The sequence below is a fragment of the Streptomyces sp. NPDC093225 genome, assembly GCF_044753805.1.
Taxonomy (GTDB): domain Bacteria; phylum Actinomycetota; class Actinomycetes; order Streptomycetales; family Streptomycetaceae; genus Streptomyces.
The window spans coordinates 208072-231824 of sequence record NZ_JBIVNX010000003.1 but is presented as its reverse complement, the minus strand read 5'-3'; the positions used below and the strand labels follow the sequence as shown (position 1 = coordinate 231824).

Here is a 23753-nt window from a genome sequence, read left to right as displayed (position 1 = left end):
ATTGTGGTTGCTCTGCTTATCACGAATAAGGCCCGGCTGGCCGATGGTGCGCAACATCGTGGGACAGGTCTCCAGGACACTTCTCACGGGGTCAGTCGCTGGGCAATGGCATTCCCGCTGATGTTGCTGCTCGCTACTCGTGGTCCCGACGTTTTTGAGCCAGGCACGTCGATGTTTGTGCTGATGAATTGGTCAGGTGTCATTGGCTGTGTGGCAACCTTGCCTGCTGCCGTCGCGATGTCCATGAGGGGCATAGGGCGAACGCTAGCTAAAAGCGGTCGTCGCCATGGTGCGCCCAGCATCCTAGTGGCTGGGTGCCGCCTAGCATTTCACCCTGGCCCCGTTGCCCGTATGACGAGTGGTGTAGCTGTGGCCATTGTTGTGGTATTGCAGGTGGCTGCCTGGCAGGGGCAAGTAGGAGGTCCGGCCAGGGCCGCAGAACAAACCGCTCACCGCATCGGCTCGTCCATGTTGCTCGTTGCTCCGCGCGGAGCTGACGCCGACACCACCGCTAGGTTCTTCGAAAGCTTGCCTCCAACGATGGTCCATTTGGTGGCCGAACTATCACCAGAGAGGCAGAGCGTAACGCTCTCGGGCGATTGTGTCAGCCTTGCAGTGGTGCATATTGAATGCTCAAAAGTCAAAGTGCTCGTGACTGAGCGCCCTGGTGATCCTCGTATGCAGGCAGTTGTCGGCTTGAATCGCCTGTATGTCGAGACCGTCGAGTCGCTTGCATTCACGGAAAATGGGATGGTCACGCATCTGCTGGTCTCAGGGGACGGATCCGACTTGCCCGAATCGGAAATAGCGCGTCTGGCTTATCGGGAATTCTCGCTGGGTGCGGACGTTGGAGTAGTGGGTGCGTCTTGGCTGGGAGGCGCCATGGTTAATCAGCTCCAGGGAGAATGGTTGACACTGTTCGGTACGCTTGGTGTCGGCACCCTCGGCGTAGCCGTGCTGCTCTCAGGGCTAGCTGAATTCCTCCGTCTAGGCCGCTCCATTGCCCCCTTGGCGGTCCTCGCCGGAAACCGATCAATATATTGGCTCGTAAGCGTCTTTGCCTTGTTCCTTCCGATCTTGATAGCTGGTATCGCCGGTAGTGTGGTCGGCCTCTGGGTCGCCCTGCCCCAAACCAAGGGGGGCCAAGGACTCATCTCCGATCAGACTGTCCTCGCCTGTGGCACAGCGGCCCTAACCGTCGCTCTAGTGGGATGGATTTGGGGGGCCATCACGGCAGTTAAACAGGCGGATGCTTGGAGGTCGCGTGACGAATAGAGCGTCACACGCATTCGTCGTGGTCGATCGCCTGGCTGGGCCACTCATGTAGACCTGAAGGAAGGCTGTCCATCTCGGCGAGCAACACTCGCTCGAAGCTGGGTACAACGTCGATCCTGCGGTGCGAATCACCTCACAACTAGCAGTAGTTCGAGGGCCGTCGGCATCAGGAGTTTGCGACGGCCCTCCGTGTCCATGGATCGGTACGGCAGGATGACCCCCATGACGAAGGTGCACGGGGACAGCCCCGTACCGCCCACCCAGCAGGACGAGGTCGCCGCGGCCGGCAGCGAGCTGATCGGCGGGCCCCTCGGCCGCCGCGCCCTGCTCGGCGGGCACTGGCTGACCCCGGTCCGCGTTCTCGTCATCGTCGCGCTGGGCATGTTCGCGCTCGGCATGGCCCAGAAGGTGCCCTGCTACGACTGGGCCTGGTTCCGCGGAGCCACCTCGCAGTACACGCACGCCTGCTACTCGGACATCCCGCACCTGTACCGGGTCCGCGGCTTCGCCGACGGGCTCACCCCGTACGTCGACCGGCTGCCCGGCGACATGGAGTACCTGGAGTACCCGGTACTGACCGGCCTCTTCATGGAGGCGGCCTCCTGGCTGACGCCGACCGGCGGCGCGATGGAGCACCGCCAGCAGGTCTACTGGATGGTCAACGCGGGCATGCTCATGGTCTGCGCCGCCGTGCTCGTGGTCTGCGTGGCCCGCACGCACCGGCGCCGGCCCTGGGACGCGCTGCTGGTGGCCCTGGCACCGGCCCTCGCGCTCACCGCCACCGTCAACTGGGACCTGCTGGCCGTGGCCCTGACCGCGGCCGCGATGCTGATGTGGTCGCGCGGCCGGGCGCTCGCCTTCGGTGTCCTGCTGGGCCTGGCCACCGCCGCCAAGCTCTACCCGGTGCTGCTGCTCGGGCCGCTGCTGGTGCTGTGCTGGCGGGCCGCGAAGTGGCGCACGTACGGGCTGGCGGTGTCGGGCGCGGTCGGCTCCTGGCTCCTGGTGAACGTGCCGGTCATGCTGTTCGCGCCGGAGGGCTGGAAGAAGTTCTACACCTTCAGCCAGGAGCGGCCCATCGACTTCGGCTCGCTCTGGCTGCTCGTCTCCCAGCGCACCGGGAACCCCCTGGACGCCGCCAACACGTACGCGGTCCTGCTCATGCTCGGCCTCTGCGGCGGCCTCGCGGTGCTGGCGCTGACCGCCCCGCGCCGGCCCCGCTTCGCCCAGCTGGCCTTCCTCGTCGTCGCGGCCTTCGTCCTCACCAACAAGGTGTACTCACCGCAGTACGTGCTGTGGCTCGTCCCGCTCGCTGCCCTGGCCCGGCCGCGCTGGCGCGACTTCCTGATCTGGCAGGCCGGCGAGGTCCTCTACTTCCTGGGCATCTGGTTCTACCTGGCCTACTCGACCAACGGGGACAAGCACCAGGGCCTGCCCCTGGAGGGCTACCAGCTCGCGATCGCCGCCCACCTGCTGGCGACGCTGTACCTGTGCGCCGTCGTGGTGCGCGACATCCTGCGGCCCGATCGGGACGTCGTCCGCCGGGACGGCTCGGACGACCCCTCGGGCGGGGTGCTCGACGGGGCGCCGGACGTGTTCGTGCTCGGAGACGCCGCGAGGGCACCGCAGTACGCGGCGCCCTCGGCGGGTCAGCGGGTGGACTGGGGGTCCTGACCCCCGCGCCGGGGGTCAGGACCCCCGGCCCGCCGTGCGTCAGCGGTCGACCATGCGGTCGAACTGCGTCGTGGTGTGCCGCAGGTGGGCCACCAGCTCGTCGCCGACCTTCGGTTCGTCGGCGTCGGACGGCACGAAGAGGATCGAGACCTGCATGTGCGGGGGCTCGGCGAACCAGCGCTGCTTGCCCGCCCAGACGAACGGAGAAAGGTTCCGGTTGACGGTGGCCAGGCCGGCCCGCGCCACGCCCTTGGCCCGCGGCATCACACCGTGCAGCGCCTTCGGCGCCTCCAGGCCCACGCCGTGCGAGGTGCCGCCGGCGACCACGACCAGCCAGCCGTCCGAGGCGGCCTTCTGCTGGCGGTAGCCGAAGCGGTCGCCCTTGCTGACGCGCGTGACGTCCAGGACCGCGCCGCGGTACTCCGTCGCGTCGTGGTCGCCCAGCCACAACCGCGTACCGATCCGGGCGCGGAAGCGGGTCTGCGGGAACTGCTGCTGGAGCCGGGCCTGCTCCTCGGCCCGCAGGTGGCTGACGAACATCGTGTGCAGCGGCAGCCGGGCCGCGCGCAGCCGGTCCATCCAGGCGATGACCTCCTCGACGGCGTCGGAGCCGTCGGGGCGGTCGAGCGGCAGGTGGATCGCGAAGCCCTCGAGGCGGATGTCGTCGACGGCCCCCGCCAGCAGGCCGAGCTCGTCCTCGGCGATGCCGTGCCGCTTCATCGAGCTCATGACCTCGATGACCACGCGGACGCCGACCAGGGCGCGGACGCCGTCCACGGAGGAGACCGAGCGGATCACACGGTCCGGCAGCGGGACCGGCTCCTCGCCCCGGCGGTACGGGGTGAGGACCAGCAGGTCGCCGCTGAACATGTCCTTGATGCGGGCGGCCTCGTACGTCGTGCCGACCGCCAGCACGTCGGCGCCGAGCCGGGTCGCCTCGTCGGCGAGCCGATCGTGGCCGAAGCCGTATCCGTTGCCCTTGCAGACCGGGATCAGACCGGGGAACTGGTCCAGCACCTGCTTGTGGTGCGCACGCCAGCGCGCGGTGTCGACGTAGAGCGTGAGCGCCATCGCCCGTCCGGAGCCTTTCTCGAAAGTGGGGGGTCTCGCCTGGATTCCCGGCGGCCGCGTCAGCGGTCCGCCGGACCGATCGTCAGCGGCGGGACATGTAGATGTCGAGAGCCTTGTGCAGCAGCTTGTTGAGCGGGAAGTCCCACTCGCCGACGTACTCCACGGCCTCGCCGCCGGTGCCGACCTTGAACTGGATCAGGCCGAACAGGTGGTCCGTCTCGTCGAGCGAGTCGCTGATGCCGCGCAGGTCGTAGACGCTCGCGCCGAGCGCGTACGCGTCCCGCAGCATGCGCCACTGCATCGCGTTCGACGGGCGGACCTCGCGCTTGTGGTTCGCGGAGGCGCCGTAGGAGTACCAGACATGCTGGCCCACCGTCAGCATCGTGGCGGCGGCCAGGGCTTCGCCCTCGTGCTTGGCGAGGTACAGGCGCATCCGGTTCGGGTCCTCGGAGTTGAGGGCCGTCCACTGGCGCTGGAAGTAACTGAGCGGGCGCGGGCGGAACTTGTCGCGCTCGGCGGTGATCTCGTACAGGCGCTGCCACTCGGCCAGGTCCTCGTATCCGCCCTGGACGACCTCGACGCCGGCCTTCTCGGCCTTCTTGATGTTGCGGCGCCACAGCTGGTTGAAGCCCTTGAGGACGTCGTCCAGCGAGCGGTTGGCGAGCGGCACCTGGAAGACGTAGCGCGGCTGGACGTCGCCGAACCCGGCACCGCCGTCCTCGCCCTGCTGCCATCCCATGCGGCGCAGCTTGTCGGAGACCTCGAAGGCGCGCGGCTCGATGAAGGTGGCCTCGACGTCGCGCAGGCGCTTGACCTCGGGGTCCTGGATGCCGGCCTTGATCGCGTTCGCGTTCCAACGGCGGATGACGACCGGCGGGCCCATCTTCACCGTGAAGGCGCCCTGCTGCTTGAGGTGGGCCAGCATCGGCTGGAGCCAGTCCTCGAGGTTGGGGGCGTACCAGTTGATGACCGGGCCCTCGGGCAGGTACGCGAGGTACCGCTTCACCTTGGGCAGCTGGCGGTACAGGACCAGGGCCGCGCCGACGAGCTCGCCGGACTTGTCGAACCAGCCGAGGTTCTCGGACCGCCACTCGTTCTTGACGTCGGCCCACGCCGGGACCTGGCAGTGGCTCGCCGAGGGCAGGCTCTGGATGTAAGCCAGATGCTGCTCTCGGCTGATGGTCCTCAGGGACAGGCTCATGCGGGGCGTCTCCTCCGGCGGCTTCGCTGGGTATGCCGCGAAGCCTACTGCGACAAGGGCGCCACCCTTCTGGGGGACGGCCCGGCCGTCGTGCCCGGACCGCCCCTCCACGTGCGCAGGTGTCCGTCGCGGGGGAGGCGTCCCTCAGCTCACCACGCCGCCGAACAGGCCGCCGTGGGCCATGCCGAGATAGAACCCGATGCCGGACGCGCCAAGGCCGATGATCAGTGCGAAGCGCTCGCGTGTCGTCTCCGAGATGAACTGGCCGTAGGCCCCCGTGAGGATCCCGATGAGGCCGGTCCACGAGGTCAGCAGGTGCAGGTTGTAGAACCACGCGGTGATGAACGACACGGCGCCGAGGATCAGCGTGACCGCCATCAGGGTGTCCTGGAGCGGGTGCGGCTTGCCGTCGGTGGAGAGGAGGGAGATCTCGGACTGGGGTCGGATTGCCTGTGCCATGAGGGGCACCTCCCGGCGCTGGAGTGTGGTGCCGCGGGTCCGCCGCCCGGCTCCCCGGCGGGCTCGCGCCCGTCCGGCGGGCATAGCACCGCGCACACCCGTTGTGTACAGATTGTGGCCCCTCCTCGCCGGATTTCAACCGGAAGGAGGTGAGCAGGTACTCTGTACGGTCTGCGCGGTCTCTGCTCTCTGGAGATCCGTGCGGCACGCATCACGACCCTCCTGCCACGGAACGACCGTGGCCGCTGAGTCCAAAGGAGGTGGGTTCCACATGCGTCACTACGAGGTGATGGTCATCCTCGACCCCGATCTTGAGGAGCGCGCTGTCGCCCCCCTGATCGAGAACTTCCTCTCCGTCGTCCGTGAGGGCAACGGCAAGGTCGAAAAGGTCGACACCTGGGGCCGTCGTCGTCTCGCTTACGAGATCAAGAAGAAGCCCGAGGGCATCTACTCGGTCATCGACCTGCAGGCCGAGCCTGCGGTCGTCAAGGAGCTCGACCGCCAGATGAACCTGAACGAGTCGGTCCTCCGGACCAAGGTCCTCCGCCCCGAGACCCACTGAGCTTCCGCTCAGAGGTAATCGGGTTCGAGTAGCACAAGCAGCCAGCAGCAATCCCCGCCGAGAGGTTCATCCATGGCAGGCGAGACCGTCATCACGGTAGTCGGCAACCTTGTCGACGACCCCGAGCTGCGCTTCACCCCGTCCGGGGCGGCAGTCGCGAAGTTCCGTGTCGCGTCCACCCCCCGCACCTTCGATCGCCAGACCAATGAGTGGAAGGACGGCGAGAGCCTGTTCCTGACCTGCTCGGTGTGGCGCCAGGCGGCGGAGAACGTCGCCGAGTCGCTCCAGCGAGGCATGCGTGTCGTCGTGCAGGGCCGGCTGAAGCAGCGGTCGTACGACGACCGCGACGGTGTCAAGCGCACGGTCTTCGAGCTCGAGGTCGACGAGGTCGGCCCGAGCCTGCGCAACGCCACGGCCAAGGTCACCAAGACCACCGGTCGCGGCGGCCAGGGTGGTTACGGCGGCGGTGGCGGCGGCCAGCAGGGCGGCGGCGGTGGCGGTTGGGGCGGAGCCCCCAGCGGTGGCCAGCAGGGCGGCGGAGCTCCCTCCGACGACCCGTGGGCTTCCAGCGCACCGTCCGGCGGCCAGCAGGGCGGCGGCGGTGGCGGCTGGGGCGGCAGCTCCGGCGGCAACGGCGGCGGCTACTCGGACGAGCCTCCCTTCTAGGGCAGCTCGTACCCAAACTTCTTGATCACACAGGAGAAACACCATGGCGAAGCCGCCTGTGCGCAAGCCTAAGAAGAAGGTCTGCGCGTTCTGCAAGGACAAGACCGCGTACGTGGACTACAAGGACACGAACATGCTGCGGAAGTTCATTTCCGACCGCGGCAAGATCCGTGCCCGTCGCGTGACCGGCAACTGCACGCAGCACCAGCGTGACGTCGCCACGGCCGTCAAGAACAGCCGTGAGATGGCGCTGCTGCCCTACACGTCCACCGCGCGCTAAGGAAGGGGTGACCGAATCATGAAGATCATCCTGACCCACGAGGTGTCCGGCCTCGGTGCCGCTGGCGACGTCGTCGACGTCAAGGACGGCTACGCTCGCAACTACCTGGTTCCGCGTGGTTTCGCGATCCGCTGGACCAAGGGTGGCGAGAAGGACGTGGCGCAGATCCGCCGCGCCCGCAAGATCCACGAGATCGCGACCATCGAGCAGGCCAACGAGGTCAAGGCTGCGCTCGAGGGTCTGAAGGTTCGCCTGGCCGTCCGTTCGGGCGACGCCGGCCGTCTCTTCGGCTCCGTGACCCAGGCCGACGTCGCCACGGCGATCGAGGCTGCGGGTGGCCCGAAGACCGACAAGCGTCGTGTCGAGCTGGGTGCCCCGATCAAGACCCTCGGCTCGCACCAGGTCTCCGTGCGTCTGCACGCTGACGTGGTCGCGAAGCTGGGCGTCGAGGTCGTCGCCGCCTGAGTGCTGCGCTGAAGGGCCGCACCCCCCGGGGTGCGGCCCTTCGTCGTTCCTGGGTCCCGTCCCGGGCCGGCTTCCGTTTCACGTGAAACATTGCGCCGCGTGCGGCGCCGGTGGGGACGGCGGTGGTGCCGGTGGCGGCGGTCGACGTTTCACGTGAAACATCGACCGCGGCTCAGCGGGTGGCGCCGGTGACCAGCCAGCGGCCGGAGCGGGCCCGCAGCTGGAGGGTGACCATCCTGATCAGCATCATCAGCGTCATGGCCCACCAGAGCGTGGTGAGCCCGCCGCCGATCACGGGGACCAGCAGGGCGAAGGGGGCGAAGACCGCCAGCGTCACCAGCATGGCCCCGGCCAGGTAGGGGCCGTCGCCCGCACCCATCAGCACGCCGTCCAGCACGAACACGATGCCGGAGACCGGCTGCGAGAGGGCCATCACCAGGAGCGCGGGCAGCAGCGCCGCCTCGACGCTCGGATCGCTCGTGAAGAGCGGGACGAACAGGGGCCGGGTCACGATCACCAGGAGACCGAGGACCAGGCCGGAGACGACGCCCCACCGGACCATCCGGCGACAGACGGCCCCGGCCCCCTCCGCGTCGTCCGCCCCGAGGTAGCGGCCGATGATCGCCTGTCCGGCGATGGCGATGGCGTCCAGGGCGAAGGCGAGCAGGCTCCACAGCGACAGCAGGATCTGGTGGGCCGCGATCTCGGCGTCCCCGAGGCGGGCCGCGACCATGGTGGCGATCATCAGGATCGCGCGCAGCGACAGGGTCCGCACCAGCAGCGGGGCGCCGGCCTGGGCGCAGGCCCGGATGCCGGCCGCGTCGGGGCGCAGCGAGGCGCCGTGCCGGCGGGCTCCGCGGACGACCACGACGAGGTACGCGCCGGCCATCGCGCACTGGGCGATCACCGTGCCCCAGGCGGATCCGGCGATGCCGAGCCCGGCGCCGTAGACGAGGCCGAGGTTGAGGGCGGCGTTGGCGGCGAACCCGCCGATGGCGACGTACAGCGGGGTGCGGGTGTCCTGGAGACCGCGCAGTACGCCGGTGGCGGCCAGGACGACGAGCATGGCGGGGATGCCGAGCGCGGAGACGCGCAGGTACGTGACGGCGTACGGGGTCGCGGTGTCCGAGGCGCCGAACAGCGAGACCAGCCCCGGGGCGGTCGTCAGGAAGACGGCGATGACGGCGGCGCCGAGGAGCAGGGCGAGCCAGATGCCGTCCATGCCCTGGCGGATCGCGGCCTGGAGGTCGCCCGCGCCGACGCGGCGGGCGACCGCCGCGGTGGTGGCGTAGGCGAGGAAGACGAAGACGCTCACCGCGGTCGTCAGGAGAGCGGCGGCGACACCGAGCCCGGCGAGCTGCGGGGTGCCGAGGTGGCCCACGATGGCGCTGTCGGCCAGGACGAAGAGCGGCTCGGCGACGAGGGCGCCGAACGCGGGCACGGCCAGGGCGAGGATCTCGCGGTCGTGGCGTCCGGGGGCGTCCTTCGACGGCGCGGGGGCTTGTGTCATGTGCTCAATCTAATCTTCCACAGGTAATGGACGCAAAGGCATTGAGACTCTTACTTTCGAGGGGATCGGGAGCCTGTTCGTGCACTGTTCGCGGCGATCTTGAAACCCTCGTCCAAGTTTTTGTCCCCCACAGGGTCTGGATGGGGAAAATGCAGGTCAAGTGGTGTGAGCTAGCCCTGTGCGTGAGTTTGTCCACAGTGCCGTCCCCCGGTCCGTACACAGGTTCCGCGGAGTTACCCACAGACTTCGGGCACTCATCCACACAGCCTGTGGATAACCAGATTGGCTGACGGTGCCCGCAGGCCTACCGTTGACCGTCGTCCCGTCTTCCCCGGCAGCCGCCGGAGCCGCCGCAGTGCGCGATTCGGGCACGTGAAATGTCAGAGCCGTGGCGTACAAAGAGTGGCACGGGTAGGTCCGCACGGCGGACGGGAGGAGACGGCCCGGTGAGCATCCCCGAGCCCATGGAGGACCCCTGGGCCGTCGACGGCAGCCCCAGCGACCGCCTTCCGGTCTCCCGACCGCGTCGCGGTGAGGGCGGACCCGGTCGGCGCGGCGAGGAGCAGCCCGAGCGCGGCCGCGAGGGCGGTGCCTGGGACGACGGCGGTGGCGGCTTCGAACGCGTCCCGCCGCAGGACCTGGACGCCGAGCAGTCGGTGCTGGGCGGCATGCTGCTGTCCAAGGACGCCATCGCGGACGTCGTCGAGATCCTCAAGGGACCCGACTTCTACCGGCCCTCCCACGAGACGATCTACCAGGCGATCCTCGACCTCTACGCCAAGGGCGAGCCGGCCGACCCGATCACGGTCGGCGCCGAGCTGACCAAGCGCGGCGAGATCACCAAGATCGGCGGCGCGGCCTACCTGCACACCCTCGTGCAGTCCGTGCCCACCGCCGCCAACGCCGAGTACTACGCGGAGATCGTCCACGAGCGGGCCGTGCTGCGCCGCCTGGTCTCGGCCGGCACCAAGATCACGCAGATGGGGTACGCCGCCGACGGCGACGTCGACGAGATCGTCAACAAGGCCCAGGCCGAGATCTACGCCGTCACCGAGCAGCGGACCTCCGAGGACTACCTGCCGCTGGGCGACATCATGGAGGGCGCGCTCGACGAGATCGAGGCGATCGGCTCCCGCAGCGGTCAGATGTCCGGTGTCCCCACGGGCTTCACCGACCTCGACTCCCTCACCAACGGCCTGCACCCCGGTCAGATGATCGTCATCGCGGCCCGTCCCGCCATGGGTAAGTCGACGCTCGCGCTGGACTTCGCCCGGGCCGCGTCCATCAAGAACAACCTGCCCAGCGTCATCTTCTCCCTCGAGATGGGGCGCAACGAGATCGCGATGCGCCTGCTGTCCGCAGAGGCCCGGGTGGCCCTGCACCACATGCGCTCCGGCACGATGACGGACGACGACTGGACCCGGCTGGCCCGCCGCATGCCGGACGTCTCCGCGGCGCCGCTCTACATCGACGACTCCCCGAACCTGTCGATGATGGAGATCCGCGCGAAGTGCCGCCGCCTCAAGCAGCGCCAGGACCTCTCGCTCGTCGTGATCGACTACCTCCAGCTGATGCAGTCCGGCGGCGCGCGGCGCCCCGAGAGCCGTCAGCAGGAGGTCTCGGACATGTCCCGTAACCTCAAGCTCCTGGCCAAGGAGCTCGAGGTCCCGGTGATCGCGCTCTCCCAGCTGAACCGAGGCCCCGAGCAGCGTACGGACAAGAAGCCGATGGTCAGCGACCTGCGTGAGTCCGGCTCCATCGAGCAGGACGCCGACATGGTCATCCTGCTGCACCGTGAGGACGCGTACGAGAAGGAGTCGCCGCGCGCGGGCGAGGCGGACCTGATCGTCGCCAAGCACCGTAACGGCCCCACGGCCACGATCACCGTCGCCTTCCAGGGCCACTACTCCCGCTTCGTGGACATGGCCAACACCTGAGCCTGCTCAGCGCCTCGTCTCGTACCTGGTCACGACCACGCCGCCGGGAAACGTCCGCGTCTCCAGCAGGTTCAGGTTCACCCAGCTGTCCGGCGCGGTGAAGAACGGCGTGCCGCCGCCCACCAGGACCGGATGGGCGGCGATCACGTACTCGTCGATCAGCCCGGCGCGCATGGCCGCCCCGGCGAGCGTTGCGCCGCCGATGTTCATCGGGCCGCCGTCCTCGGCCTTGAGCCGGGTGATCTCGGCGATCGCGTCGCCGGTGACCAGGCGGGTGTTCCAGTCGACCTCGTCGATCGTCGAGGAGAACACCACCTTCGGCGTGTCCCGCCAGTTCCGCGCGAACTCGATCTCCGCCGGGGTCGCGTCGGGCCGCTGGTCGCCGGTCGGCCAGTAGGAGCTCATCGTCTCCCACAGCTTGCGCCCGTACAGCGACAGGCCGCTCGCCCGCTCCTGGTCGAGCCACCACCGGAACAACTCGTCGCTCGGCGGTCCGCTCCAGCCGATGTCGTCGCCGGCCGCGGCGATGTAGCCGTCCAGGGTCAGGTTCATGCCGTAGACCAGTTTCCGCATGGCCCAGCCTTCCGTCCGTGGGTGTGCGGCGTGTGTATACCAGCGCTCACGAGCGGCGAGACCCCACAGGGCCGACCGGCGGCGCCCGGTCGGGGCGGTCACTCCGCGGGGGACTCCTTTAGGGAGTCCGCGTACAGGGACAGGGCGACGCCGACCACGACGTACACGATGTTCGCGTACAGCTCGTAGCCGTCCGGGGCGAGGTGGCGCAGGAAGCCGAACAGGCGGAAGCCGTCGAACCACTCGTGGACCAGGCCGCTGATGCCGCCCGCGACGAGGACGAAGCCGAGGAAACCGAGGATCTTCTTCATGGCTCCGACGCTAGGGACCGCCCCGTCGGCCCGGTATCGGGCGCCGGGCGCGGCCGTGTCGACCGAAGTCGCGCATCCGCGCCGCCGCTGTCGTCCCGAAGTATCGATCGCGGTCCCGAAGGGCGCGGTCGCGCCGCGGACCGGCCGCGCCGCGCCGCCCGGACCGTAGATTGCGGACATGAGCCGCCCCACCGCCCGCGACCGCCTGGCCGACCTCGGATGCTTCCTGTTCGCGGCGACGTTCTCCGTCGCCACCTCGGACGTCGTGGTCGCGGGCCGCGACCTGTCCGACGCGACGGTGTTCTACGAGCAACTGGTCGGCGGACTCGCCTGCGCGGCGCTGTTCCTCCGGCGCCGGTGGTCCGTGCAGCTGGCGCTGGTGCTGCTGGTCGCCGGCAAGCTCTCGCACTTCGTCACCGGACCCACCCTCGTGGCCCTGTTCACCGTCGCCGCCCACCGGTCGCCGCGCACCACGCGGTGGGTCGCGGCGGCCGCCGCCGTCCCGCTGGCGGTGTTCGTCGTCCAGCGCCCCGACCCCGACCTGCCCGCCACCACTTCGGGCATCGTCTACTTCGCACTCGTGGCGGCCGCCTTCGGCTGGGGTCTGTTCGTCCGCTCCCGGCGCCGCCTGGTCGAGGAGCTCCGCGACCGCGCCGTACGGGCCGAGGCGGAGGCCCAGCGCGCCGCGCGCGAGGACATCGCCCGCGAGATGCACGACGTCCTCGCCCACCGGCTGTCGCTGCTCAGCGTCCACGCGGGCGCGTTGGAGTACCACCCCGACGCCCCGCCGGACGAGGTGCGGCGGGCCGCGGGGGTGATCCGGGACAGCGCGCACCAGGCCCTGGAGGACCTGCGGGAGATCATCGGGGTGCTGCGCGCCCCGGTACCGGCGGACGGCGCCGACCGTCCCCAGCCCACCCTCGCCGACCTGCCACGGCTGGCCGCCGAGTCCCGGGGCACGGGTACGCCCGTCACGCTCGACCAGGCCGTCGCCGAACCGGCCGCCCTGCCCGCCCCGACCGGTCGCACCGCCTACCGGATCGTCCAGGAAGGGCTCACCAACGCGCGCAAACACGCGCCGGAGCAGCCGGTGGCCGTGACCGTCAGCGGCGGGCCGGGCGAGGGGCTGGCCGTCGAGGTGCGCAACCCGCTGCCCGCCGCCGACCGCGACCGCTCCATCCCCGGGGCCGGGCACGGCCTGGTCGGCCTGGCGGAGCGGGTCCGGCTCGCGGGTGGAGGGCTGGAACACGGCCCCACCGGGGCGGAGTTCCGGCTCCGCGCCTGGCTACCGTGGAGCGGGCCGCGCCGACCGGCGGAGCCCGACCCGACCCCGTGAGGAACCCCCGGTGAACGAGCCCGCGACCGTCCGCGTCCTCCTCGTCGACGACGACGCGCTGGTCCGCTCGGGTCTGCGCCTGATGCTCGGCGGAGCCCCCGACATCGAGGTCGTGGGTGAGGCCGCCGACGGCGCGGAGGTGGCCGACCGGGTCGCCGAACTCGCCCCCGACGTGGTGCTCATGGACATCCGCATGCCGGGGGTGGACGGGCTGACCGCCACCGAGGCGCTGCGCGCCGCGCCCCACCCGCCCGAGGTCATCGTGCTGACCACCTTCAACACCGACGAGCACGTACTGCGCGCCCTGCGCGCGGGCGCGGCCGGCTTCCTGCTCAAGCACACCCCGCCGCCGCGGATCGTCGCGGCGGTCCGGGCCGTGGCGGCGGGCGAGCCGGTGCTCTCCCCCGACGTCACGCGCCAGCTGATCGCCCAGGTCGCCGGCGGTACGCCGGCCGGGCGGACCGCGCGGGCCCGTGAGCGGCTGACGGCCCTCGGGCCGCGCGAGCGGGAGGTGGCCGTCGCGGTGGGGGAAGGCAAGGCGAACGCGGAGATCGCCGCCGAGCTGTACATGAGCGTCCCCACCGTCAAGACCAACGTCTCGCGCATCATGGCGAAGCTGGGCCTGACCAACCGGGTCCAGATCGCGCTGCTGGTCAACGACGCGGGCGAGTTCTGACCCGGCGCGGGCGCCGGCGCCCGAGGCCGTCCGGAGCCACCGGGCGACATGCGTGCCGGCCCGCGCCGCCCGGGGTGCGAAGCTGCCGCCATGACTTCCGCACCCGAAGAACTGCTCCCGGGGACCCGCCGGGCCCTGCTGCACCGCATCGCCGCCGCCCAGAGCGAGGGCCGCTCCCCCTCCCTCGTCGCCGCCGTGGTGCGCGGCGGGCACACCGTCTGGGACGGCGCCCGCTCCAGCGTGGACGGCCACGCCCCTGACGGGAACGTGCAGTACCGGATCGGTTCGATCAGCAAGACCTTCACGGCGGTGCTCGTCATGCGGCTGCGCGACGAGGGCCTGCTGGACCTGAACGACCCGCTGGAGAAGCACCTGCCCGGGACCGGTGCCGGTGAGGTGTCGATCGCCCAACTGCTGTGCCACGCGGGCGGGCTGGCCGCCGAGACGCCCGGTGAGTGGTGGGAGCGCTCGCCCGGCGGTCTGCGGCCGGCGCTGTCCGACGTCCTCGGCGCGGAGCCCTTCAGGCACGCTCCGGGCCGCCGCCACCACTACTCCAACCCCGGCTACACGCTGCTGGGCGCCCTCGTCGAGGCCCTGCGCGGCCGGCCCTGGGCGGAGGTGCTGCGGGACGAGGTCCTCGAGCCGCTGGGCCTGCACCGCACCAGCGCCCTGCCGCAGGCGCCGCACGCGGGCGGCTGGGCCGTGCACCCGTGGGCCGACGCGATGCTGCCGGAGCCTTTGGAGGACCTGGGGCTGATGGCCCCGGCGGGCGCGCTGTGGTCGACCACGGCGGACCTGGCGCGGTTCGCGGCCTTCCTGCTGGCCGGCGACGACCGGGTGCTGCGCGCGGAGACGGTGCGCGAGATGCGCGCGCCCGCCTCGCCGCCCGAGCCGGGCATGGCCGACGGCGGGTACGGGCTCGGGCTGCAGCTCACGAAGGTGGCGGACCGGGCACTGGCCGGGCACAGCGGCTCGTTGCCCGGGTTCGTGGCGGGGCTGTGGTTCAGCAAGGCGGACGACGTGGCGGCCGTGGTGCTGGCCAACTGCACCTCCGGCGTCCCCGCCGCGACGGTCGCGGCGGACCTCGTACGGATCGTCGCCGAGGCCGAGCCGCGCATCCCGGAGCCGTGGCGGCCGATGCCGTCGGTCGACCCGGCGCTGCTGGAGCTGACCGGCCCCTGGTACTGGGGCACGGCCCCGCACCTGCTGCGGCTCACCCGGGACGGCGGCCTGGAACTGGGCCCCGTCGGCGCCATGGGCCGGTCCTCGCGGCTGCGGGCGGAGCGGGACGGCACCTGGACCGGGCTGAACGGCTACTACGCCGGCGAGACCCTGCGCCCCGTACGGCGGTCCGACGGCACCCTGAGCCACCTGGACCTGGCGTCGTTCGTGTTCACCAGGACGCCGTACGACCCGACCGCGCCCATCCCCGGCGGGCTCGACCCCCGCGGCTGGCGGGGTTCCGACCAGGGCCTGTGAGGCCCCGGCCGGTGTGACGCCGCTTCCTAGGCGGTCAGTTCGCGTTCGAGCGGGGTCCGGAACCGCGGGGTGATCCGGGCCTCGCCGAGCCACGCGGAGAGCCGGGCCGCCTCGTCCTCGACGAGCCGGCCCGTCTCCGTCCCGTGGTCGGCGAACAGCCGCCAGACGACCTCGCCGTCGCCCCGGTGGGCCCAACCCCCGACGATCTCGCCGTTCCACCACACCGTGGGCCCGACGTTGCCCGCGCGGTCGAAGAGCGCCGGCCGGTGGTCCGGGTCGAGGTGGAACCCGCGGTCGGCCCAGCCCATCGCGCTGGGGTCGAGGCCGGGCAGCAGCGCCACCCACGGCTCGGGTTCCGGAACCGGCTCGGTGTCGCCGGGGGAGACCAGCGCGGTGCTCCCGTCGTCGAGCAGCACCTCGTCCGGCCCCGCGGCCGCGAGGGCCTTGCGGGTTTCGGTCAGCGTCCAGCCGGTCCACCACTTCAGGTCGGCCTCGGTGGCCGGGCCGTACGCGCGCAGCCAGCGGCGGGCGAGTTCGGCCCGGGCCTCGGGCGGGGGGAGCTGCGGCCAGGGATCGGTGTGGATCCAGCGGAACTGGCTGGAGGTCCAGCTGCCCCGGGGCCGGTCGCGCCGGATCCGGCCGTCGGCGGCCAGCTGGCGGATGACCCGGGTGGCCACACCCTGGACGGTCTCCCACTTCTGGCCCGGGAACACGGTGATCTTGTGGCGGAGCTGCGGGACGGCTGCGGAGAGCTGGGTGCCGGTCGAGGGGCCGCGCTCGTCGAGGGCGGCGAGGGTCGCGGTCTCCGCCTCGGCCAGCCAGGCCGCGTCCAGCCCCTGACCGTCCTCCTCCAGGTGCTTGAGGAGCGTGGTGCGCTCCTTGGCGGCGATCGCCCGGGCCGCCCCGGAGTCCACGTACGGCGCCATCTCCCGGGAGACGGCGAACAGGGTGCGGCGCATGCTCAGGAACCTGACCACCGCGTGCTCGTCGTAGAACTCCGCCTCCATCGACGCCACGTCGAGGCCCGCGGTCCGGGCGCGGGCGGAGAGGTAGACCGTCGCCGCGTCGGTCGCGTGCAGGGCGACCACGGCGTCCGCGGCTTCGGCGGCGGTGCGCGCGTGCGCCGAGGGGGCCAGCCGGTGCCGCAGCGCCAGCCGGTTGCGTCGGTCGGCCGTGGTGAGGGTGGGACGGCTCTTGGTCATGTCCCGGATCGTAGGCTCAGCCGGCGGCCACCGTCAGCGGTGCGAACCGGCGCGTCCAGTCGCCCGGCAGGTCGGGGATGCCGCGGGTCATCACGGTGTTCGAGAAGACGACGTCCAGGCCGCGACCGGTGAGCCAGGTCCGCAACTCCTCGTGGCGGACGTCGACATCGGTGCGCAGCGGCCGGTCGCTACGGGCGGCGAGTGCGGTGACCAGTGCCTTGGCCGTCGCGGTGTCCCGGGCGATGAGCGGGCCGACGACATGGGTGTGCATGTTGGGCCAGGCCGCGGCGTAACCGATGAGTCGGCCGTCCGGGTCGTGGGCGACCAGCAGGTGGTCGGCGAAGGCGGGCAGGCGGGCGATCATGTGCGTCCGGGCGGTGCCGAACACCTCGTGGTCCAGTTCGAGGACGGCCCGCAGGTCGTCGGCCACGGCGGGCCGTACGCCTTCGGTGCTGTCGTCCCCGACGGGCCGGAACGTGCCCACCAGCATCTCCGCCCGTCCCGGCGCCGTGAAACCGAGCTCTTCGTAGAGCGGGCGGCCGTTCGGGGTGGCGTGCAGCGTGAGCGGGACCGGGTGCAGCTCCTCGCAGACGAACGTCATCAGCCGGCGGCCCAGCCCCTGGCGGGCGTAGCGCCGGGCGACCAGCACCATGCCGATCGCGGCCAGCTCCGGGGCTTCGGCGGAGTCCCCGTACCGGGTGACCACGCAGGCGGCGGCCAGTCCCCGGCCGTCGGGGGCGTCGATGCCGTACCCCGTGCCCGCGGCCAGCAGCAGCCCCCACTTGTGTTCTTCGCGGGGCCAGTCCCGGTCTTGGGAGAGGTCGGCGCAGCGCGCGAGGTCCTCCACGGTCAGCGGGCGGATCGTCAGCGTGGAGAGGGGTGAGGTCGGCACGCGCGACAGCTTGGCCGAGGTCCCGACCCCCGTCCAGCGGATTTCGGCGATCGGGGGCCGGGACACCGGAACGCCGATGTTTCACGTGAAACGTCCGCTCCGGGAGGGACGTGATCCGGTCAGGCGCGGCGATGTTTCACGTGAAACACGGTGTTTCACGTGAAACCGAGCGTCTAGCCTCGACTGTCATGACCGCCCTCCACCTCTTCGATCTCGACGGAACCCTGATGCACGGCTCCGCCGCGCCCGTCGAGATCTCCCGTCAGCTCGGCCTGTCCGCCGAGACCACGGCACTGGAGCGGGAGTTCAGCGAGCGGCGGATCGGACCGCCCGAGTTCGCGATGCGGCTGCACGCGCTGTGGTCCGAGCTCACCCCCGCCCATGTCCGGGCGGCCTTCGACGGAGCTCCGTGGCTGGTGGGGATCAAGGAGGTCTGGCAGGAGATCCGCGAGCGGGGCGACTACTGCGCCGTCATCTCCCTCTCCCCGTCGTTCTTCGTGGAGCTGCTCCTGGAATGGGGCGCGCACGCGGCCCACGGTTCGGTGTTCCCCGCCGTTCCCTTCACCCGACCCGTGGACGTCAGCGGCATCCTGACCCCCGCCGGCAAGGTGGAGGTCGCCGACCGGCTCTGTGCCCGATTCGGGGTGAGCCGCGGCGACTGCGTGGCCTACGGGGACTCGGTGACGGATGAGGCGCTTTTCGCCGCCGTGCCGGTCTCGGTCGCGGTCAACGCCCGGCCCTTTCTGGCCGCCTCGGCCACGCACGTCTACGAGGGACGGGACCTCCGGGAGGCGTACGGGCTGACCCGGCCGACCCTGCCGCAGAACGCCGGATCCTAGCCAGAAAGCCCGTGCGAAACGCGGAGTTTCCGTGTTTTGCCCCAGCTGCGGTACAGGGCCTGCCATGCTGCGAAAGCCCGGAACCGCGGATTCGACCCCCAGGCGCGCGCAGACCACCGAGATGCTCTAAGCGAGGCACCGCATGGACGCACCGCCCACCAGACCCGCCAGGGGCATGACCCAGATACGTTTGGTGGGCCGCCCCACGCCGAGCCCCGCCCCCGCCCCACCGGCCTTCCCCGCCCCGCGTGCGGAGCCGGACCCGGCCGGCGGGCTCTTCCCGGTCGACGGCGCCGAGCCCTCGGCCGACGCGGTCGTCATCCGCCGCACGCTGGCGGAGATCGCCCCGATCGCCGACAACGTCACCTCGTACTTCTACGCCCTGGTCTTCACCGGCCACCCCGAACTCCGAGAGCTGTTCCCGGCCGCCATGGACGTCCAGCGCGACCGGCTCCTGAAGGCCCTGCTGACCGCCGCCGAGCACATCGACGACCCGCAGGTGCTCACCCCGTACCTGCGCCGCCTGGGCAGCGGCCACCGCAAGTACGGCACCCTGCCCCAGCACTACCCGGCCGTCGGCGAGGCCCTCATCGGGGCGCTCTCCCGGTACGCGGCCGACACCTGGGGGCCCGAGGCCGAGGCCGCGTGGGTGCGGGCGTACACCACGATCTCGCAGGTCATGATCGACGCGGCCGCGGAGGACCAGCAGGTCCGGCCCGCCTGGTGGCACGCCGAGGTCGTCTCCCACGACCTGCGCACCCCGGACATCGCCGTCGTCACGGTCCGCCCCGACCAGCCGTACCCGTTCCTGGCCGGGCAGTACACCAGCCTGGAGACCCCCTGGTGGCCCCGGGTCTGGCGGCACTACTCCTTCGCCTCCGCCCCGCGCTCCGACGGGCTGCTGTCCTTCCACGTGAAGGCCGTGCCCGCGGGCTGGGTCTCCACCGCCCTCGTCCGGCACGCCCGCCCGGGGGACGTCCTGCGCCTGGGCCCGCCGGCCGGCTCGATGGTCGTCGACCACAGCACGGACAACGGCATGCTGTGCCTGGGCGGCGGCACGGGCATCGCCCCGATCAAGGCCATGATCGAAGACGTCGCCGAGCACGGCGAGCGGCGCCCGGTCGAGGTGTTCTACGGGGCGCGCAGGGACGGCGACCTGTACGACATCGACACCCTGCTCGGACTCCAGCAGTCGCACCCGTGGCTCTCGGTCCGCCCGGTGGTCTCCGACGGGCTCACCGGCCAGCTGCCGGACGCCGTCGGCGAACACGGGCCGTGGAGCTCGTACGACGCGTTCATCTCGGGGCCGCCCGCCATGATCCGCAGCGGGGTCGCGGCGCTGAAACGGATCGGCATCCCGGGGGAGCGGATCCGGCACGACGCCGTGGAGGAGCTGGTGGCCGCGGGCTGAGCCGGGCGGGCCCGGTCCGCCCAGCCCGGCCGACCGCAGGCCGTGGAGACCACGGGGCCGCGGCGACCGCGCCGGCCGCGCGGGCCGGCCGGCCGGTCAGCCCAGGTCGGGCGCGTGCATCGCGCGCAGGCCCTCGATGTTCCCGTCCAGGTAGTGCCGCAGGGACAGCGGTACGAGATGGACCGCAGCGATCCCGACCCGGCTGAAGGGCACCCGGACGATCTCGTACTCCCCCTGCGGCTCGTCGACCTCGGGGCCGTGCCGCTGGCGCGGGTCCATGGACTCGAGGCGGCAGACGAAGAAGTGCTGCACCTTCACCCCGGTCACCCCGCCCTCGGCGATGTGTTCCACGGTGTCGACGAAGCAGGGCACCACGTCGGTGATCTTCGCGCCGAGCTCCTCGTGCACCTCGCGGTGCAGGGCGTCGACGACGGTCGCGTCATCGGGCTCCACTCCCCCGCCGGGGGTGAGCCAGTAGGGATCGACTCCGGGCTTCGTGCGCTTGATGAGGATCAGGTCGTCACCGTCGAGCAGGATGGCGCGGGCGGTGCGTTTGACCACGGGACGTTCGGTCATGGGAAGAGAGTGGCCCGGTACCGGGCGTCTGAAACGCCCCGCCGGGCGATCCGGGCCGGGCCGGCGCCCCGCACCGGTCCCGCGGACCCCACCGGTCCGGCGGGCCCGCACCGTCGCAGGCCCTCACCAGTCGGCCGCGGCCGCCAGCAGCAGCTGATGGGCGCGGGCCAGGTGCGGCAACCCCAAGGTCCCGGTCCGGACGACGAGGAAGTACGTCCGCAGCGGGGGCACCGGGGGATCCAGCAGGGCCACCACCCGGTCGCCGGCGAGGGCCTCCTCGCACAGGTAGCGCGGCAGCACCGCGAGCCCCGCCCCCGCGGCGGCGCACTCCAGGACCGCGCGCAGGTCCGGTACCACCATGGTGGCCGGCCCGTCCGGCAGCGTGTCGAACACCGCGGCCCAGTACCGGGAGACCAGCGGCAGCGACTCGTGCACGTCCACCAGCGGCAGGCCCGCCAGTGCGGCCGGGCCCTTGTCGCGCACGGCGACCGGGTCGACGGCGCAGGCCCGGGAGGGGGCGGCCACCAGGACGTGTTCCTCGTCCCACAGCGCGGTCGCGCTGAACAGGCCGCCGCGCGGCCGGGCCGTGGTCACGGCCAGGTCGTGGTGTCCGGCGGCCAGCCCGTCCAGTGCGTCCTGCGTCCCGGCCGGCAGGGAGACCCGTACGGCCGGGGCCGCGCCCGACCCGGCACCGGCCGGCGGCACGAGGGCCGGCAGCACGCGCATCGAGAGGAACTCCGGCGGTCCGGCCAGGTGCAAGGAACGCAGCCCCGGCCCGGAGTCCGCGCCGCTCCCGGTGATCTCCAGCAGGGCGTCCAGGTGCGGGGCGGCCCGGTGCGCGAGCTCGTCCCCCACCGCGGTCGGTGTCACGCCGCGGGCCCGGCGCAGGAACAACGGCCGGCCCAACTGCCGTTCGAGCGTGCGGATCTGGGACGTCACGGCGGGTTGGGAGAGGCCCAGCAGGGCGGCGGCCCTGGTGAACGACCCGGCCCGGTGCACCGCGACGAAGGTGCGCAGCAGGACCAGATCCATGGCTGCCCCTCTCCGGTGGCCTCGCCCCCAGCGGACTCCCCACTATAAATATGTCGATAGGTCTCTGTCGCTACGGTGATTGGACTCTGACACAGAGTCAACTAGCCTTGTCCGCGTGGTTCTTCGCGCGGAGACCGAGGCGGAGCGCGGGGACCAGGGACGCTCCGAGCCATGAGGGGGGAGGCTCGGAGCGTCCGCCCGCATCCGAAGGCACCGCGGGGACGGGCGCCGGGTGCCCCGGACCTCAGGCTCCGGAGGCCGCGGCGTCCAGGGCCCTCAGCACGTCGGCCACCAGGTCCACGGTGTCCTCCACGCCCGCGGAGAAGCGGACGAAGCCCTCGGGCACCGCGTCGCCGCCCCACCGCCCGCGCCGCTCGGCGGTCGACCGTACGCCGCCGAAGCTCGTGGCGTCCTCGACCAGCCGCAGCGCGGTCAGGAACCGCTCGGCGAACGCCCGGTCCGGGAGCGTGAACGACACCACCCCGCCGAACCCGCTCATCTGCCGGGCCGCGACCTTGTGGGAGGGGTCGGACGGCAGTCCCGGGTAACGCAGCCCGGCCACCTCGGACCGGTCGGCCAGGGCTTCGGCCACGGCCAGCGCGTTGGTCCACTGGCGCTGGTTGCGCAGCTGGATCGTGGCCAACGAGCGGTGCGCCAGCCAGGCCTCCATGGGGCCGGGGATGGCACCCACGACCTTGCGCCACCTGCGCACCCGCTCCGCGAGCCCGGCGTCGCGGCAGGCGACGTAGCCGAGCAGCAGGTCGCCGTGGCCGGTCAGCCCCTTGGTGCCGCTGGCCACCGAGAAGTCGGCACCCAACTCCAGCGGGCGCTGGCCGAGCGGGGTGGCGAGGGTGTTGTCCACCGCGACCAGGGCTCCCGCCGCGTGCCCCGCCTCGACGAGCCGGCGTACGTCGCACACGTCGAGCCCCGGGTTCGAGGGGGTCTCCAGCCACAGCAGGCGGGCGCCGTCGACCAGCGCGGCCTGGGCGTCGTCGGCCGTCGGTGCGGTGCGCACCCGCACGCCGTAGTCCTCCAGCTGGGCCCGCACCAGCGGCAGCACCTGGTAGCCGTCGGACGGCAGGACGACCAGGTCGCCGGCCCGTACCTGGGACAGGACGACGGCCGAGATCGCCGCCATGCCGGAGGCGAACACGACGGTGTGCACACCGTCCGGGCCCGGGGCCTCCAGCTCGCCGATGGCCCGCTCCAGCAGCGTCCACGTGGGATTGGTGTCGCGGCCGTACGTATAGGGGCCCTCGACGTCGCCCGGCAGGTGGAAGTGCGCCGCGAACGCCGGGCCGGGCAGGACCGGCTCGTTCTTGACCGGGTCGGGCAGTCCGGCCCGTACCGCGCGCGTGCCGTCGCCGTACGCCGCCGCGTCCGCGTCCGCGTCCGTACCGCTCCGCGCGCCCCGCTCGGGGTCGCCGCTCATGCCGCCGTCCTTTCCAGTGCGGCCCGGATCTCCGCGAGGAGACCGGGGCCCGCCGCCTCGACCATCTCCAGGCACTCCTCGAAGCCGTCCCGTCCCCCGTAGTACGGGTCCGGTACGTCCGGGCCGTCGGCGGCCGGGTCGTACGAGCGCAGCAGCCGCACCTTCGCGGCGGCCTCCGCGCCCGGTGCCAGCCGGCGCAGGTCGCGCGCGTGCCCGGCGTCCAGGGCCAGGACCAGGTCGAGCCGGTCGAACCAGGACGCGCGGAACCGGCGCGCCCGGTGGTCCAGTTCGTATCCGGCGGCCGCCAGCACGTCGAGCGTTCGGGGATCGGCCCCGTCGCCCTCGTGCCAGCCGCCGGTGCCGGCGCTGCTGACCTCGACCACGCCGTCGAGTCCGGCCGCGCGGACCCGGGCGCGGAAGACCGCCTCGGCCATCGGCGAGCGGCAGATGTTCCCCGTACAGACGAAGCACACGCGGTACATGGGGCCGCCGCTCAGTCGTTGTCGGGCAGGGCCAGGTTCACGGCCCAGGACACGACACTGATGATCAGGCCGCCGACGACGGCCGTCCAGAAGCCCTCCACGTGGAAGCTGAGGTCGAGCTTGTCGCAGAGCCACGAGGTGAGCAGCAGCATGAGGGCGTTGACGACCAGGGTGAACAGCCCCAGCGTCAGGACGAACAGCGGGAAGGACAGCAGCTTCACCACCGGCTTGACGATGATGTTCACCAGACCGAACACCAAGGCGACCAGAATGAGGGTCAGGGCCTTGCGGCCCGTGCTGTCACCGGTCAGCGTGATGTCGGCGACCAGCCAGATGGCCACGGCCAGGGCCGCCGCGTTGGCGAGCGTCTTGACTAGGAAATTCGTCATGGGTCTGATCGTGGCAGAGATGATCC

General features: G+C 71.6%; 25 protein-coding genes. 12 read left to right on the top strand and 13 right to left on the bottom strand.

Features of this window, described 5'->3' with window-relative positions:
- Positions 1 to 369: 369 nt before the first annotated feature.
- Positions 370 to 1275, top strand: coding sequence for a hypothetical protein (locus ACIQCH_RS05130; RefSeq protein WP_402578058.1), 906 nt, complete (start codon positions 370 to 372; stop codon positions 1273 to 1275).
- 222 nt (positions 1276 to 1497) lie between these two features.
- The gene (locus ACIQCH_RS05125; protein WP_402578056.1) at positions 1498 to 2946 is read left to right on the top strand and encodes a glycosyltransferase family 87 protein; all 1449 of its coding nucleotides are present in this window, start codon (positions 1498 to 1500) and stop codon (positions 2944 to 2946) included.
- Between the two features lie 39 nt (positions 2947 to 2985).
- Here the strand turns inward: ACIQCH_RS05125 and ACIQCH_RS05120 are convergent, their stop codons facing one another.
- The 3 genes from ACIQCH_RS05120 to ACIQCH_RS05110 form a co-directional block, all read right to left on the bottom strand.
- Positions 2986 to 4017 carry an alanine racemase gene (locus ACIQCH_RS05120; protein WP_402578054.1) on the bottom strand — a complete coding sequence of 344 codons (1032 nt, stop codon included), beginning with the start codon at positions 4015 to 4017 and terminating at the stop codon, positions 2986 to 2988.
- An 82-nt stretch (positions 4018 to 4099) separates the two neighbouring features.
- On the bottom strand, positions 4100 to 5218 hold the full coding sequence (locus ACIQCH_RS05115) for a lipid II:glycine glycyltransferase FemX (RefSeq protein WP_402578052.1): 1119 nt from the start codon (positions 5216 to 5218) through the stop codon (positions 4100 to 4102).
- A gap of 144 nt (positions 5219 to 5362) precedes the next feature.
- A complete protein-coding gene (locus ACIQCH_RS05110) occupies positions 5363 to 5677 on the bottom strand; it encodes a hypothetical protein (protein WP_402578050.1) in 315 nt (104 codons plus the stop codon).
- 271 nt (positions 5678 to 5948) lie between these two features.
- Between ACIQCH_RS05110 and rpsF the strand changes: the two genes are divergently transcribed.
- The 4 genes from rpsF to rplI all read left to right on the top strand — a co-directional run bounded on the left by rpsF (position 5949) and on the right by rplI (position 7650).
- The gene (rpsF, locus tag ACIQCH_RS05105; RefSeq protein WP_003956532.1) at positions 5949 to 6239 is read left to right on the top strand and encodes a 30S ribosomal protein S6; all 291 of its coding nucleotides are present in this window, start codon (positions 5949 to 5951) and stop codon (positions 6237 to 6239) included.
- Positions 6240 to 6311: 72 nt separating this feature from the next.
- The gene (locus ACIQCH_RS05100; protein WP_402578048.1) at positions 6312 to 6905 is read left to right on the top strand and encodes a single-stranded DNA-binding protein; all 594 of its coding nucleotides are present in this window, start codon (positions 6312 to 6314) and stop codon (positions 6903 to 6905) included.
- Positions 6906 to 6948: 43 nt separating this feature from the next.
- Positions 6949 to 7185 (top strand): 30S ribosomal protein S18, encoded by a 237-nt coding sequence (gene rpsR / locus ACIQCH_RS05095; RefSeq protein ID WP_005315025.1) that lies wholly within the window; start codon positions 6949 to 6951, stop codon positions 7183 to 7185.
- An 18-nt stretch (positions 7186 to 7203) separates the two neighbouring features.
- Positions 7204 to 7650, top strand: coding sequence for a 50S ribosomal protein L9 (gene rplI / locus ACIQCH_RS05090; protein ID WP_402578046.1), 447 nt, complete (start codon positions 7204 to 7206; stop codon positions 7648 to 7650).
- 172 nt (positions 7651 to 7822) lie between these two features.
- On the opposite strand, the gene ACIQCH_RS05085 is transcribed toward rplI, so the two are convergent.
- A complete protein-coding gene (locus ACIQCH_RS05085) occupies positions 7823 to 9160 on the bottom strand; it encodes an MATE family efflux transporter (protein ID WP_402578044.1) in 1338 nt (445 codons plus the stop codon).
- A 446-nt stretch (positions 9161 to 9606) separates the two neighbouring features.
- On the opposite strand from ACIQCH_RS05085, the gene dnaB reads away from it, so the two are divergent.
- Positions 9607 to 11097: a replicative DNA helicase gene (gene dnaB, locus ACIQCH_RS05080; protein WP_402578042.1), complete on the top strand. Its 1491-nt coding sequence runs from the start codon at positions 9607 to 9609 to the stop codon at positions 11095 to 11097.
- Between the two features lie 6 nt (positions 11098 to 11103).
- On the opposite strand, the gene ACIQCH_RS05075 is transcribed toward dnaB, so the two are convergent.
- Complete coding sequence (locus tag ACIQCH_RS05075; protein ID WP_402578040.1) at positions 11104 to 11670, bottom strand: dihydrofolate reductase family protein; 567 nt, start codon at positions 11668 to 11670, stop codon at positions 11104 to 11106.
- Positions 11671 to 11768: 98 nt separating this feature from the next.
- Positions 11769 to 11981, bottom strand: a complete 213-nt coding sequence (locus ACIQCH_RS05070; RefSeq protein WP_402578038.1) for a hypothetical protein — start codon at positions 11979 to 11981, stop codon at positions 11769 to 11771.
- Between the two features lie 178 nt (positions 11982 to 12159).
- On the opposite strand from ACIQCH_RS05070, the gene ACIQCH_RS05065 reads away from it, so the two are divergent.
- The 3 genes from ACIQCH_RS05065 to ACIQCH_RS05055 all read left to right on the top strand — a co-directional run bounded on the left by ACIQCH_RS05065 (position 12160) and on the right by ACIQCH_RS05055 (position 15472).
- Positions 12160 to 13317 (top strand): sensor histidine kinase, encoded by a 1158-nt coding sequence (locus ACIQCH_RS05065; RefSeq protein WP_402578036.1) that lies wholly within the window; start codon positions 12160 to 12162, stop codon positions 13315 to 13317.
- Between the two features lie 82 nt (positions 13318 to 13399).
- Positions 13400 to 13993 (top strand): response regulator, encoded by a 594-nt coding sequence (locus ACIQCH_RS05060; protein WP_402578289.1) that lies wholly within the window; start codon positions 13400 to 13402, stop codon positions 13991 to 13993.
- Positions 13994 to 14083: 90 nt separating this feature from the next.
- Positions 14084 to 15472 carry a serine hydrolase domain-containing protein gene (locus tag ACIQCH_RS05055; protein WP_402578034.1) on the top strand — a complete coding sequence of 463 codons (1389 nt, stop codon included), beginning with the start codon at positions 14084 to 14086 and terminating at the stop codon, positions 15470 to 15472.
- Between the two features lie 26 nt (positions 15473 to 15498).
- On the opposite strand, the gene ACIQCH_RS05050 is transcribed toward ACIQCH_RS05055, so the two are convergent.
- Positions 15499 to 16674 (bottom strand): winged helix DNA-binding domain-containing protein, encoded by a 1176-nt coding sequence (locus ACIQCH_RS05050; protein WP_402578032.1) that lies wholly within the window; start codon positions 16672 to 16674, stop codon positions 15499 to 15501.
- 16 nt (positions 16675 to 16690) lie between these two features.
- The gene (locus tag ACIQCH_RS05045; RefSeq protein ID WP_402578030.1) at positions 16691 to 17566 is read right to left on the bottom strand and encodes a GNAT family N-acetyltransferase; all 876 of its coding nucleotides are present in this window, start codon (positions 17564 to 17566) and stop codon (positions 16691 to 16693) included.
- A gap of 188 nt (positions 17567 to 17754) precedes the next feature.
- Here ACIQCH_RS05045 and ACIQCH_RS05040 point away from each other — a divergent pair, with 188 nt between their 5' ends.
- Both ACIQCH_RS05040 and ACIQCH_RS05035 read left to right on the top strand, forming a co-directional pair.
- Complete coding sequence (locus ACIQCH_RS05040) at positions 17755 to 18405, top strand: HAD family hydrolase (RefSeq protein ID WP_402578028.1); 651 nt, start codon at positions 17755 to 17757, stop codon at positions 18403 to 18405.
- A gap of 175 nt (positions 18406 to 18580) precedes the next feature.
- The gene (locus tag ACIQCH_RS05035) at positions 18581 to 19816 is read left to right on the top strand and encodes a globin domain-containing protein (RefSeq protein ID WP_402578026.1); all 1236 of its coding nucleotides are present in this window, start codon (positions 18581 to 18583) and stop codon (positions 19814 to 19816) included.
- A 96-nt stretch (positions 19817 to 19912) separates the two neighbouring features.
- On the opposite strand, the gene ACIQCH_RS05030 is transcribed toward ACIQCH_RS05035, so the two are convergent.
- The 5 genes from ACIQCH_RS05030 to ACIQCH_RS05010 form a co-directional block, all read right to left on the bottom strand.
- Positions 19913 to 20392, bottom strand: coding sequence for an NUDIX domain-containing protein (locus tag ACIQCH_RS05030; RefSeq protein WP_402578024.1), 480 nt, complete (start codon positions 20390 to 20392; stop codon positions 19913 to 19915).
- 123 nt (positions 20393 to 20515) lie between these two features.
- Positions 20516 to 21424, bottom strand: coding sequence for a LysR substrate-binding domain-containing protein (locus ACIQCH_RS05025; RefSeq protein WP_402578022.1), 909 nt, complete (start codon positions 21422 to 21424; stop codon positions 20516 to 20518).
- A 244-nt stretch (positions 21425 to 21668) separates the two neighbouring features.
- Positions 21669 to 22856 carry a cystathionine gamma-lyase gene (locus tag ACIQCH_RS05020; protein ID WP_402578020.1) on the bottom strand — a complete coding sequence of 396 codons (1188 nt, stop codon included), beginning with the start codon at positions 22854 to 22856 and terminating at the stop codon, positions 21669 to 21671.
- Positions 22853 to 23338, bottom strand: coding sequence for a low molecular weight protein-tyrosine-phosphatase (locus ACIQCH_RS05015; RefSeq protein WP_402578018.1), 486 nt, complete (start codon positions 23336 to 23338; stop codon positions 22853 to 22855). The genes ACIQCH_RS05020 and ACIQCH_RS05015 overlap by 4 nt, the downstream gene beginning before the upstream one ends.
- A gap of 11 nt (positions 23339 to 23349) precedes the next feature.
- Entirely contained in the window at positions 23350 to 23727 is a 378-nt protein-coding gene (locus ACIQCH_RS05010) for a phage holin family protein (protein ID WP_402578016.1), read from the bottom strand.
- Positions 23728 to 23753: the final 26 nt, after the last annotated feature.